This window comes from Dyella caseinilytica (genome assembly GCF_016865235.1).
In the GTDB taxonomy this organism is placed as follows: domain Bacteria; phylum Pseudomonadota; class Gammaproteobacteria; order Xanthomonadales; family Rhodanobacteraceae; genus Dyella_B; species Dyella_B caseinilytica.
In genome coordinates, this window is sequence record NZ_CP064030.1 from 1,373,131 (window position 1) to 1,385,803 (window position 12,673).

Annotated in this window: 11 protein-coding genes; 5 read left to right on the plus strand and 6 right to left on the minus strand. The window is 60.7% G+C overall.

Annotation, left to right across the window (positions count from 1 at the left end; all coding sequences use genetic code 11):
* The first annotated feature begins 4 nt into the window (after positions 1-4).
* Positions 5-472: a DUF1579 family protein gene (locus ISN74_RS05865; protein WP_229679031.1), complete on the plus strand. Its 468-nt coding sequence runs from the start codon at positions 5-7 to the stop codon at positions 470-472.
* A gap of 128 nt (positions 473-600) precedes the next feature.
* Here the strand turns inward: ISN74_RS05865 and ISN74_RS05870 are convergent, their stop codons facing one another.
* The 3 genes from ISN74_RS05870 to ISN74_RS05880 all read right to left on the minus strand — a co-directional run bounded on the left by ISN74_RS05870 (position 601) and on the right by ISN74_RS05880 (position 5,174).
* Positions 601-2,130 carry a DUF1800 domain-containing protein gene (locus ISN74_RS05870; protein WP_188798283.1) on the minus strand — a complete coding sequence of 510 codons (1,530 nt, stop codon included), beginning with the start codon at positions 2,128-2,130 and terminating at the stop codon, positions 601-603.
* Positions 2,131-2,383: 253 nt separating this feature from the next.
* Entirely contained in the window at positions 2,384-3,583 is a 1,200-nt protein-coding gene (locus tag ISN74_RS05875; protein ID WP_188798285.1) for a DUF1501 domain-containing protein, read from the minus strand.
* 19 nt (positions 3,584-3,602) lie between these two features.
* A complete protein-coding gene (locus tag ISN74_RS05880; RefSeq protein ID WP_188798287.1) occupies positions 3,603-5,174 on the minus strand; it encodes a DUF1800 domain-containing protein in 1,572 nt (523 codons plus the stop codon).
* 324 nt (positions 5,175-5,498) lie between these two features.
* Between ISN74_RS05880 and ISN74_RS05885 the strand changes: the two genes are divergently transcribed.
* Positions 5,499-6,104, plus strand: a complete 606-nt coding sequence (locus ISN74_RS05885) for a class I SAM-dependent DNA methyltransferase (protein ID WP_188798290.1) — start codon at positions 5,499-5,501, stop codon at positions 6,102-6,104.
* A 53-nt stretch (positions 6,105-6,157) separates the two neighbouring features.
* Here the strand turns inward: ISN74_RS05885 and agaR are convergent, their stop codons facing one another.
* The 3 genes from agaR to ISN74_RS05900 all read right to left on the minus strand — a co-directional run bounded on the left by agaR (position 6,158) and on the right by ISN74_RS05900 (position 9,313).
* A complete protein-coding gene (gene agaR / locus ISN74_RS05890) occupies positions 6,158-6,964 on the minus strand; it encodes a transcriptional repressor AgaR (RefSeq protein ID WP_188798292.1) in 807 nt (268 codons plus the stop codon).
* Positions 6,957-8,216 (minus strand): amidohydrolase family protein, encoded by a 1,260-nt coding sequence (locus ISN74_RS05895; protein ID WP_188798294.1) that lies wholly within the window; start codon positions 8,214-8,216, stop codon positions 6,957-6,959. The genes agaR and ISN74_RS05895 overlap by 8 nt, the downstream gene beginning before the upstream one ends.
* Before the next feature lie 272 nt (positions 8,217-8,488).
* Positions 8,489-9,313: a class I fructose-bisphosphate aldolase gene (locus tag ISN74_RS05900; RefSeq protein WP_239004486.1), complete on the minus strand. Its 825-nt coding sequence runs from the start codon at positions 9,311-9,313 to the stop codon at positions 8,489-8,491.
* Between the two features lie 185 nt (positions 9,314-9,498).
* Between ISN74_RS05900 and ISN74_RS05905 the strand changes: the two genes are divergently transcribed.
* The 3 genes from ISN74_RS05905 to ISN74_RS05915 are packed head-to-tail and all read left to right on the plus strand — an operon-like array spanning position 9,499 to position 12,529.
* Entirely contained in the window at positions 9,499-10,665 is a 1,167-nt protein-coding gene (locus tag ISN74_RS05905; RefSeq protein ID WP_188798298.1) for an SIS domain-containing protein, read from the plus strand.
* Positions 10,662-11,603 (plus strand): carbohydrate kinase family protein, encoded by a 942-nt coding sequence (locus tag ISN74_RS05910; RefSeq protein WP_188798300.1) that lies wholly within the window; start codon positions 10,662-10,664, stop codon positions 11,601-11,603. The genes ISN74_RS05905 and ISN74_RS05910 overlap by 4 nt, the downstream gene beginning before the upstream one ends.
* Complete coding sequence (locus ISN74_RS05915; RefSeq protein ID WP_188798302.1) at positions 11,600-12,529, plus strand: 1-phosphofructokinase family hexose kinase; 930 nt, start codon at positions 11,600-11,602, stop codon at positions 12,527-12,529. The genes ISN74_RS05910 and ISN74_RS05915 overlap by 4 nt, the downstream gene beginning before the upstream one ends.
* The last annotated feature ends 144 nt before the right edge of the window (positions 12,530-12,673 follow it).

Genomic DNA, 12,673 nt, shown 5'->3' on the forward strand with positions numbered 1-12,673 from the left:
CGTCATGATGTTGTTGCAAGGTAATGATGTGCTCGCAGCATTGGCCGGCGAGTGGACGGGTGACGAATCGATTGCCACGACGCGCTGGGGGCAGGGTGGTCCCGCCTTGGGATACGTGAATGCGCGGTTTGATCTGGGCGGGAAGGTGCTGCTGCAGGATTATCGCGAGGAGCGGGATGGCAAGCCCGCGCTGCAGGCACATGTAGTGTTGGTTGCGGGGCAGGAGCCTGGCGAATACGCACTGTATTGGTTCGACAGCTATGGGTTTGCGCCGTCACAGCCGGCTGCAGGACATTGGGATGGAAAGCGGCTGGTTTTTCTGCGCACGTCGTCGCGTGGGCAGACGCGTCATAGCTATGAAATGGTGGTGGATGGACTTTATCGGCTCACGCTGGAAAGCTCGTTTGATGGCGGCGTGAATTGGGAGCTGGTGATGCAGGGCGAGTATCGGCGTACAGGTGATGCTGAGTAATCCGGTTATCTGAATTACGCGCGGAGATGCAGTGATACGTTGTCGTCATTCCGGCTTTCGCCGGAATGACGGTGAGGCATTTTAGACGTCTCGAAAAATGTGAAGCGGAAGTTGGGGGATGCAGTTCTTCACCGGTAATTGAGATCTGGCGATGAAAGCAGGAAGGTGTTCCATTCCTGCTGTGACGTCGCTTTGGCCAGTGCACCACGCGTTGCCTGTGACAGATTCGGTTCGATCGCGTCGTAATACAGGCGTGTGGTCAGCATCGGGAATCCTGCACCGCGCGCGTCACTCCCCACGGGCGTGAAGAGCTGATTGTTGCCGGTGCCAATGGCGCGGGCGATATCGAAGCGCTTGGCCATTTGGCCGGAGCTGGACCAGCTCTCGTTGTCCAACGGCCAGCCATCGGGCGTGATGCGTCCAAACAAAGGCTGATCGAGTTGATTGAGCCAGCCCACCAGCGGTTGCGCGTTGACGATGGGCGTGCCGTCATAGGCCAGGCGCACCGAGGACACGACGAATTGGGTTGGGTCTTTGAATTTCTTGCCAGCGTTGGCCAACAGATCCTTCGATTCGAACATCACGCGTACTACCTGCGCGATATCGCCGTCCGTGCGATGGAAGGTATGGGCCATTTTTGCGATCAGTGCGGGCGAAGGGTTGTCGGAGACGAAATATTCGGCCAGCTTGCGCGAAACGAATTGCGCACAAGCCGGCTGTTGCACGATCAGATCAACGGCCTGCTCTACTTCGTCGAAGCCGCTGCCTTTGATCGTTTTGCCCAGCAGCACCTTGTTGCTGAAATCATGCCGCTGCGGATTGAATTCGAACAGGCCATTCTTGACGACTTGCGGCGCGATTTTCGGATTGAATTTTTCCGGCTTGCCGTTGGTCGGGGCAATGCCGACGCCAGTAAGAATCAGCGCAAGCTGCTGTACGTCCTGTTGCGTGTAGCCCGAATTGACGCCCAGCGTATGCAACTCCATCAGCTCGCGCGCGTAGTTTTCGTTGACGTGCCCCTTGGCGTTCTGGGCGTTGTCGAGAAACTCCAGCATGGCCGGGCTTTCCAGCGTGGCCATCACCAGGTCGCGGAATTTGCCTAACGCGTGCGGGCGAATGGCGTTCTGTTCGTAATCCGCCAACTCCCAGCGAATGCGCCCCTTGCCGGCGTAGATGCTGAAGTGATTGAGCCAGAACCACACCAACTGCTCTTTGAGCTGATTAGGGCCGTAGATGGCATGCAGCATTTCCGCCTGCTGCGATTCCTGGCCGAGTTGATTGGCGTGTGTTTGCAGGGCCTTGTTCGCGGCGTCTTTCTCGGGGCCGTTCGGCATGGCCTTGATGAGTTCCTGCTCCTGCTGGATGGAAGTGAGCAGTTGTTGCAGCGGGGTGTGGAACGATTCGTAGGATGCGATCTGTGCTTCGACCGGCGCTGGCAGCGTATCGGCGATGCGATTGTCCAGCTGCTTTTCGAGCAGCGCCTTGCGTCCGAGTGCGCGGTATTGCGCGACGGCGGCTGTATCCAGGCCGAAGCCATCGCGCTTGAGCCAGGCAACGTCGTCCTGGCCAAGCGTGGTTGGCGTGGCTGCAATGGCGAAAGGAGCGGCGATCAGTAAGCTTATCGACAGCGACAGGGCGGTGAGGGCAGTCGGACGCATGCAGCGGGTTCCATTGGCGCGGGAGACGTTCGAGCTATGACTAGCGAGATGTGCTGTGAATAGTAGCCGGAATCACTTTGGCTCCCTCTCCCCTCCGGGGAGAGGGTTGGGGTGGGGGGATGAGCTTGCGACGAACTTCACGATTGCATGGAGTGTCGCAGAATGAATGGTCTGCGCAATGAGCCGTCTTGTCGCAAGATTGGCCCCTCACCCCGGCCCTCTCCCCAAAGGGGAGAGGGGGAGGTGCGGCAAATCAAACCAATTGCAAATCGCGCGGCTTCGCCTGTGGGAAGATCGTCTGCAACTGGCTGTTGTTGAGACCCCAGATGCGACCCAGCAAGCCGCTATACACATCACGGTAATTGTTGAGAACTTTGTAATCACGGTTCTGCAGCAGGTTTTGCTGGTTGACTGCCACTTGCTCGCCAGCGATGCGGCCACCGTTGACCTTGCCGCCGAGCACCCAGTGCACCGTGCCGTGGCCATGGTCGGTGCCGTGGTCACCGTTCTCGCGGAAGGTGCGGCCGAATTCGGAAACGACCACGACCGTGGTGTTGTTCCATTCGTTGCCGAGCGCAGCGGCGTACGCGGCGAGGCCCTGGCCGAGGTTGCGCAGGTTGTTGGCCAGTCCGCCGGTGACATTGCCCTGATTGACGTGGGTATCCCAGCCGCCGACATCGACGAAGCCGATGCGGTATTGATCGCGCATCAGCGTGGCGATGCGTTGCGTTTCCTGGGCGAAGCCCGAAGCATTCGGCGCGCCACGGCTGGCGGCGACCATTTCGTTCTGCAGATCCATCGATACCGTGGTGCGCAGGCTAAGGCCATCCGCGGCGGCAGAGGCCAGCGAGGTGTTCTTGTACATGCCGGCCAGGATCGACGACTGACGTTCGTCGAAATGCGCCTTGGTGTCACCCTTGAGCGAGATGTTCGGAATGTCCTTGCCGGCGCCTTGGAAGCTCAGCGGCAGACTGTTGGTGAAAGCGATCGCCGGCACGCTGGTAAGCGTGCTCGACAAGCGGGCCATGAAGCCGGAACGGAAGTTGCTGCCCTGGCTGAGCGGTTCGCCGCGCTCGATGCTGTCCTGCGTTTCGAAGTGACTACGCGACAGATCGTCGGTGCCTGCGAAGGGAATGAACGCCACCTGCTTTTTCTGCCACAGTGGGTAGATCGAATCGCGCAGTACCGGATTGATGCCCCAGTTGGCGTCCAGCGGGATCGTCGTGTTCGGATTGTTGTTATCCGGCTTGGCGATGGCGATGGTTGGGCGCGATTCGTAATAGAAGTCGCTGCTGTACGGCACCAGGAAGTTGTTGCAGTCATAGCCGCCGCGCAGGAACACGAACAGGAAGCGCGGTGAATTGGGCGGCGCGGCGAACAGGCGGCCGGAGAACGAAAGCGCGGGAAGTGCAGCGGCCCCGGCGGCGGCAAGCAGGAATTCACGACGTTTCATGGTGATACCTCGGCGGCGATTAGCGGTAATTGAAATCAGGAGAGGACAGCAGGAAGGTATTCCATTCCACCGCCGAGCTGGCCTTGGCCAGTGCATCGCGCGTAGCGGCGGATAATGTCGGCTGCAGTGTTTGCTGGAACAGCGTGGAGTTGAGCATCGGCGGATCGGCTTGCGTTACCTGGCCATCCGCGCGCGCAAACAGCCTATTGTGGCCGCTGCCAATGGCCCGCGCGACGTCGAAGCGCTTGGCCATCTGGCCGGAACTGGACCAGCTTGCGTTGTCGGTGGGCCAGCCATCCGGTGTGATATGGCCGTACGGGAGTTCGGCCATCTGGTTCATCCAGTTCACTAGCGGATCGGCATTGGTGATGGGCTTGCCGTCATAACTCAGGCGCATCGCGGAAACCAGGAACTGGGTGGGATCCTTGAATTTCTTGCCATAGCTGGCGGTGATGTATTTGGACAGGAACATCGTACGCAACACCGCGGCGATATCACCATCGGTACGCTGGAACGTTTCTGCCATCGCATCGACCAGTGGCTGGGGCGGATCGTCGGCAACGAAATACTGCGCGAGCTGGCGCGAGATGAATTTGGCGCAAGCCGGTTGCTGCACGATCAGGTCGACGGCCTGCTCGACTTCGTCGAAACCGTTGCCTTTGATGGTGTGGCCGAGGAACGTCTTGTCGGAGAAGTCATGCTTGCCCGGCAAGAATACGAATAGCCCGTTGTGTACCACGCCGGGCCGCTGACGGAAGAAGGTATCGTCGACGCCATTGATGACGCCGGGGCCAGTACGTTGCGGCACGATGCCCGAGCCGGTCAGGATCAGCGAGAGCTGCTGCACGTCCTGCTGCGTGTAGCCGGAATTGACGCCCAGCGTGTGCAACTCCATCAACTCGCGGGCATAGTTCTCGTTGGTCTTTCCGCGCACATTTTTGGAGTTGTCCAGGTAGATCTGCATGGCCGGACTTTCCAGCGTGGCCATCACCAGATCCTTGAACTTGCCCAGCGCATGCGGGCGGATCACATTTTCTTCGTAGTCCGTGGTGAACAGGCCGACGCCGCCCTTGGGCGCGTAGATGCTGAAGTGATTCAGCCAGAACCACACCATCTGTTCCTTCAACTGATTGCCGCCGTAGATGGCGCGCAGCAATTCCACTTCCATGCTTTGCTTGTAAAGATCGCGCCGGTACATCTGGAAATCTTTCTTGGCCATATCCTTGGCGCTGATGTCGGCGGCATCGACGTCCTTGACCTTCTTTTGTTCGTCCCGGTATTCGGCCACCAATTGCGCTGGCGCGGTATTGAATACTTCGTAGCTGTTGATCAACGGCGCGACGTCCGGGGGCAGGGGATCGTCCCCACCGGCTAGCTGTTCATCCAGGAAGCGCGTGCGGCCCAGTTCGCGGTAGCGATCGATGGTGGCACTGTCCAGGCCGAAGGTATCGCGGTGCAGCCAGGCGACGTCGTCGGCGCTCAGTGGCGCGGAGCCCGACGCTTGCACGGAGCTTGCGAGGGCGATGATGAGCAGCGGGGTCAGCAGCATCGAGCTTCGCAAGCGTGGTTTTGGGCGACTCTTGGTAGGCATTGCGGGTTCCCCTGTTGAGTGTCTTGCCTGCCTCAACGTCTGGCCGTGTCGTGCGCTGACCAAACTGTTGCGAAAAGTGAACCATATTGGGTTGTGATTCACGTAATGAGGCAGCGTTGTTAACACGGAGTTACCATGTAAGAGCCTGTTCATGGTCTCAGCGTGGTTCGCCAAGCTCCCGCATAGCGGTCAGGTGGTTGCGTGCGATGCAGCGCCAGACTGGCTGTCTGGTCCAGTCGCGCGCGGCCGCATGGCGGCTATGCGGGAGCTTGGCGGACTGCGTTGAGATCGTGAACAGGCTCTAAGGCTCGAGGAAACCCAACCATGCGCAAAACTTACGACAAAGCTTACTTCGACAAGTGGTACCGCGATCCCAAGCATGCGGTGACATCCGCGGCGGCTCTGAAGCGCAAGGTGGCGATGGTGGTGGCGCAGGCGGAGTACTACCTCGGCCGGCCCGTCCGCAATGTGCTGGATATCGGCTGCGGCGAGGGGGTATGGCGCGCGCCGCTGCGCGCGCTGCGGCCGGATATCCACTACCGCGGCCTGGATTCCAGCGAATACGCCGTGCGCCGTTACGGTAGCAGCCGCAATATCGGTTTGGCGCGCTTCGGTCAGTTGGCGGAGCTGCGCTTCGATACGCGCTTTGATGTGATCGTATGCACGGACGTGCTGCATTACCTCAAGCCTGCCGAAATCCGCGCCGGGCTGATCGGCATTGGCGAGATGCTCGAAGGCATCGCTTTTCTTGAAGTGTTCACCAATCGCGATGACCCTGATGGCGATCACCAGGATCTCTATCTGCGCTCGCCGTCATGGTATTTGCGTGCGTTCCATGAAGTGGGCTTGTTGCCGTGTGGATCGCAGTGTTATCTGGGGCCGCGGCTGGAACGGCATTTTGCGGCGCTGGAGCGCGCGCAATTGGTGTGACGGTTGCGTGCTCTGCTCCCTCTCCTCGAAGGGAAGAGGGCGCACGGACTGGCTTAGACGAGTGTCACCTTGACACCGGCATTGCGCAGCGCATCGACCATGTCGGGTGCAGCGCTGTTATCCGTGATGACGGTGTGCAGCGTCTGCACCGGTGTGATCACTGACAGGCTGCGTTGACCGAGTTTGCTGGCATCGAACACAGCAATGATCTCGCGCGATACGCGAATCATCAATGCGTTGAGTGAGGCCTCCAGGGGATCGGGCGTCGTTACGCCAACGACCGGATCAAGCCCGTCAACGCCGAGGAAAAGGCGATCGGCGGAGATGCGCGACAGCGCCTGTTCCGCATCGGGCCCGACCAGCGAATAAGAGGTTTGCCGCAGCAGGCCGCCCAGCATCATCACGCGGATATTCTGTAGACCAGAAAGCTCCATCGCGATGTTCAGCGCGTTGGTCACCACCGTCAGCGATTCGAATTTCATCTGGCGGATCTGACGGGCGATTTCCACCGTCGTGGAACCGGAGTCGAGGATGATGGTTTCACCATCCTGGATGAGCTTTGCCGCAGCCTGGCCGATGCGCAGTTTCTCCGGATGCGAACGCCGCTCTTTGATGGTGAGCGGAATATCGTTGGTGGTGGTTTGCGTGATCGGCAGCGCGCCGCCATGCGAACGCGCAATGACCGCATTACGCGCCAGCGTTTCCAGATCGTTGCGGATGGTGACGCTGGATGTCTTGAAACGGCTGGCCAACTCTTCGACCGTGGCGCGGCCATTGCTTTCGACGTACTCGACGATCAGGCGTCGGCGTTCCTCGACGAGCAGGCGTTGCGAGGGGACGGAGGCGCGAACTTCATTCATGAGCGAGCTTCAAGATCCTGGCGGCATTGTCATGGTATATCTTGCGCAGCACCGTGTCTGTGAGGCCCACGCCGTAGATAGACCAGCGGCCTTGCGGGGGTATCTCGGCGGGGGCGTAGTCGAAGTATTCGTCCTCGGTTTCCAGGAACCGGTAATAGATTTCGTAGAGCTCGTCGCCGAACAGTTGCTGCGGCACATCGTCGCCGTAAGGGGAGGGCACGGCATCCGTGCCAAACAGGATGCGATCCTGGTAGCGGTCGAAGAAGCGCTGCGCCGTGCGCGGCTGGCGTCCCAGCTCACCGATACGTGCGCTGATATCCACCAGGGTATTGGGAAAGCGATCCAGGCAGTCCGCCACCGCGCCCAGGTTTTCGGCCCAGTTGCCCACGTGCATCAGCACGAAGGTGGTCTTCGGATGGCGGCCGATCACCCGGTCACGTGCGGCCAGGATTTCTTCATTGCTGGGGAACTCGGGACCATAGAACGACCAGTCCGGGTGATTGGCGAGTTCTTCGTAGCGTTCGTTGTGTTCGTCGGTCGGCAGGAAGAATGCCTCCGGATCGGAAACGTGCATGAACACCGGCATGTCATGTGTGGCACAGGCCTCCCACATCGCATCGAAGCGGCGATCATCCACCGGCACCAACGGGCCTGAGTCGACCTGCTCGCGCAAGTAGAGGCCCAACGTTTTAAGCAGTTTCAGGCCACGGGCGCCAACACGATGTGCGTGGGCGATGGCGTCGCCCTGCAACTGCGCATAGTTCGGCTCGGGAAAGTGTTCATAAGAAGGTTCGGTGAGGGTAGCAAAACGCCCCGGCGCGGCCTGGTCGAACATCTGGATGCTCTGCTCCAGCCCCTTGCCGACCCCGCCCGTGAGATTGACGAGGGTGCGGACGCCCTTGCGGTCCATCACCGGCAGCAGATCTTCGGGTTTGGCAAACACGGTGATGTCTTCACCTACCGATACGCCGTTGCGGACCTTGCGTGACCAGGTCAGGTGCGTGTGCGCATCAATGACTGGAAAGCGCGGGCGTTCGATGCGGTTTTTGGGCACGCGCAGCATGCTGTGCGGCTTGAAATCCTTCAGGCGCAATTCGCTCTTGCTGGTATCCGGCGCGGTTTGCAGCGGGTTCTTGCCGCTGGCCTTGATCGTGCCTGCGCCGTTGGGTGGCGCGCAGCAGAAGCAGCCGGCGCGGGTGTGGGTGCGGAAGGACCAGCCTTGGGGGGACGGTTTGCGTTTTGAGTGTGACATCGCTTCCGCGCTGCATCGAGGTGGTGTGAATGAAAGAGGCTGTTGCGCCGCGCCGTCATTGACCGGCCTCGCCGTTATGAAACGCCTCGGCGCAGGCCGGGATGACGAGCGAAACGCTGCTCGCCTTATCCAAAGGTCGAGCTTATCGCCTCAACCCCCTCCCCGGTGGGAGTGAGGGGGATGCACGGGGCATCCCACCGGGGAGGGAGCGCGGCGCCGCGGGCTAGGGGGAAGAGGGGTGGGTTCCCACAGCCACGCGGATACCTTGGTTATCACCGCGGATACTTGGCCATGATCTGGTGCACCTGCCGCACCAACCCGATCGCTTGCTCGAGCGGGCGCAGCCACATGTTGCGGCCGAACATCACGCCGTTTGCGCCGGAGGCCATGTAGAACTCCACCTTGCGCAGCACGGCAGCATCGTCGTCGTTCTTTTCACCACCGGAGAACAGCACCATCGTGCGTCCGGCTGAGCGCACCACGCGCTGCGTGCGTGCCGAGGCGTCTTCCTGCAGCGTGTTGTAGGGGGCCGGGACGTTGGCAGTGTTGTCGTCAGGCTCATGCAGCTTGACGATGTCAGCGCCCAGTTCCAGCGCTACGCGGGCGGCGTAATCCTGTGCGTACAGGCTGCCCTTGCCGCCTTTCGCATCGATGGCCGCGCCGCGCGGATAAGACCACAGCACCAGCGGCATGCCGAAACGCTCGCAATCCTGGCGCACCTTTTCGAACTGGCGGAATTCATCATGCTGACGCGGCGAACCGACATACATGGTGTAGCCCACTGCATCGGCGCCCAGTCGCACGGCGTCTTCCACCGAGGCAAACAATGGCGACGTGGCGTCCGCGTCGCTAGGGATGTTGGTCTTGCCGTTGAGTTTGAGGATCAGCGGAATTTGCCCGCACCATTCCCCCATGTATTTCTCGGCCAAGCCGACGCCGAGCGCGATGGCGGAAAAATTCCCTTCCACCGCGAGCCGGAACTGATATTCCGGATCGACGGCGGGAGGGTGGGGGAAAAAGTCGGTGGGACCATGCTCCAGACCCTGGTCCAACGGAAGGACGAGCAGACTGCCGTTGCGCGGTCCGTGCCCGTACATCAGACGCCACAGGCGAGTCCGCTTGCCGTGTGATAGGGACAAATTCGAAAACTTTTCGGAAGATTTCGAAAGGTGTTGTAAAGGATCTTTCATTTCGAATACTCTGGGAGCGTCATCGGATGGTTTCACATTCGAGCGAATTGAGCAAAATGTCAATACTTCATAAGAAAACGAAAGAAGAAAACATGTTGAGATTGCTCCAAGGGGCGACGCCGGAAGCGCAGCAGACCGCGGGTTACGCCGATACCCTGCGCGAAATTTTGCAGCAGCCGGCTACCTGGCAGGACACTTTCGATTTGTTGCGCAACCAGGCGGCACAGGCGCAGCTGGCGAAAGCGCTCGATCCGCACCCCGCCCACATCGTGCTGACCGGCTCGGGCAGTTCCATCTACATCGGTGAGTGCCTTGCCCCTGTTTTGCAGGCCGGCCTGGGCGTGCCGGTGCAGGCGATCGCGGCCGGCACCTTGCTGACCCATGGCCGCAGCGTACTGCCGCCGGGACCGGGTTTGTTGATCTCGCTGGCGCGTTCGGGCGATAGCCCGGAGAGTGGCGGCGTGGTCAACATGCTGCTGGAGCACGCGCCGGCCTGGCGTCATCTGGTCATCACTTGCAACGCGAACGGCAAGCTCGCCACGCATTACCGTGACGAGCCGCGCGTCACCGTGCTGGTGCTCGACGAGCGCACCAATGACCGCAGCCTGGTCATGACGAGCAGCTTCACTAACTTGTTGCTGGGTGGCACGGCCTTGTTGCAGGGCACGCGCGATGCGTTGGCGGCCAGCGCCGTGGAAACGGCCGGTGCGAACGCTCAGCGCATTTTCGATGCGCACGCCGATGACATTGCCATGCTGGCGCAGCGCGATTTCAGGTCGGCGGTGTACCTGGGCAGCGGCGGCATGTTTGGTGCTGCACGCGAAGGCGCGCTGAAGATGCTGGAGATGACCGGTGGCCAGGTTGTCACCATGGCAGAGACCTTCCTCGGCCTGCGCCATGGCCCGATGTCTTTCGTGCATCCGCATACGGTGATCGTGGCGCTGCTTTCACCCGATCCCGCCGTGCGCAATTACGAGTGCGATGTGCTGCGCGAGCTATCGCGCAAGCGGCTGGGCATGGGCAAGCTGGTGATCGGTGATGACGTGCCGGCGGACGTGCTGGGGCTGCAGGATGTCGCCATCACGACGTCGGCTGCGATCAGCGGCGGTGATGTGGCGTCGATGCTCACTGGCGTCGTGACTGGCCAATTGCTTGCCTTCTTCCGTTGCCTGCAACTGGGTTGCAAGCCGGACACGCCGTCCGAAGGTGTGTTGACGCGCGTGGTGGAGGATTTCGCGATCCATGGAGCGAAGCCGTGACATCACTCGATCGTCCCGCGCGCATTCTGGTGATTGGCGAAATCAACGTCGATTTCGTGTTCAAGGGTTGCCACGCCGCGCCGACGCTCGGCAAGGAAGTGCTGGCTGACGATTTCGTGATGACGCCTGGCAGCTCCGCGATGATCTGCGCCATGGGCTTGGCGCGTCTGGGCAATCCGGTGACTTTTCACGGCAAGCTCGGTACGGACGCCTCCGGCAAATTCTGCCTGCACGCCTTGCGCGATGCGGGTATTGATGTGACGTCGCTGCAGCCGGATAGCGTATTGCGCACCGGCGTGACAGCATCACTGTCGACAACGCAGGATCGCGCGCTGGTCACGTTCCCCGGTGCGATGGCGGAACTGCGCGCGGATGAGATCGAAGATAGCTGGCTGGAGAAAGCCGACCATCTGCACGTGTCTTCGTATTACTTGCAACGAGGCTTGCGTCCGGGCTGCCGACAGCTGTTCGCGCGGGCTGCGGAAGCGGGGCTTACTACTTCGCTCGATCCCGGCTTCGATCCCGAACAGCGCTGGGAAAACGATCTGCTCGATACCTTGAACGAAGTCGATATCTTCCTGCCGAACGAGGAAGAGTTGTTGGCGATCACCGGCTGCAGTGCCATCAAGGAAGCATTGACCGTCGTGCAGAACGGCCGTACGCAAACCATCGTTAAGCGCGGCCGGCGCGGTTGCACCAGCTTGCGTGAAGATCAATGGATCAACGTACCGGCCTATGCCGTCGATGCGATCGACAGCACTGGCGCGGGCGACTCCTTCGATGCCGGCTTCCTGCACGCGTGGCTGCGCGAGATGTCATGGATGGATTGCATGCGCTGGGGCAGTGCGTGTGGCAGCCTGTCCACACGCGGTATCGGTGGTACGACGCGTCAGGCGACCGTTGACGAAGCTTTGGCGTTGTTGGCAGTCGAACCATGATTACCGTCGCCGGCTTCAATACCGCGATCGATCGCTTGATCCAGCTCGATGCGCTGGAGCCCGGTGAAGTTCACCGCGCGCGTTCCGAACAGGTCTATCCCGGCGGCAAAGGCGTGCATGTGGCGCAGACCATCGCGGCACTGGGCGAACGTGTGCAATTGATTGGCCTGGTCGATGCGCCGCATCGCAATCTGATCTGTCGTCGCATGAGCGAGCGTGGCGTGTTGTTCCACGGTGTGGAAGTCGCTGGCGAATTGCGTCACTGCATGGCGTTGCGTGATGCCAGCGGAAAAATCACCGAAATACTGGGGCAGGGGCCACAGCTCAGCCAGGCCGAGTGCGACGGACTGTTGCGGGATTTCCGGCGCAGCGTCGATGAAAGCGATCTGGTGATTCTTTCCGGCAGCCTGCCGCGCGGATTCGACGCGACAACCTATGCGGAATTGGCGAGCTATGTGAAAAGCGTCGGCTTGCGCTGTCTGATCGATGCAAGTGGTGCAGCGATGCGGCATGCCGTCGAGGCGCGCCCGTTCCTGATCAAGCCCAATCGTGACGAGATCAGCGAACTGCATGCAAAACCTGTGTGCGATCTGGATACCGCCGTCGAATCGGTGCGCAGCTTGCTGGCACACGGCGTAAGCATGCCGGTGGTGACGTTGGGTGCATTGGGTGCGATGGCTGGCGATGCAAACGGGATCTGGCATGCCGAGCTGCCGCTGGATCAGGTTCGCAACACAGTGGGATCGGGCGACTGCCTGCTGGCCGGTTTGGCGGTGGGTGTGGCGCGCGACATGAGTTTGGAGGACACGCTGCGTTTGGGCACTGCATGCGGTGCGGCCAATGCGCAGGGTGAGGAGACCGGCTTCGTCGAACGGCGGGCGGTCGAGGCGTTGCTGCCGCAAGTGCGGATACAGCGCCTGGCATGACAAATGGCGAGGGCTTCAACCGGACGCTAGTCGTCCGGACGGGAGAGCTTGCGCCTGAATTTTCTAACAGAGGTGAAAAAGGGGAAACGAACGTTTCCGCGGACATTCACAAGCCGCCGGTAGCAGAGGGGAGGAGTGCAAATC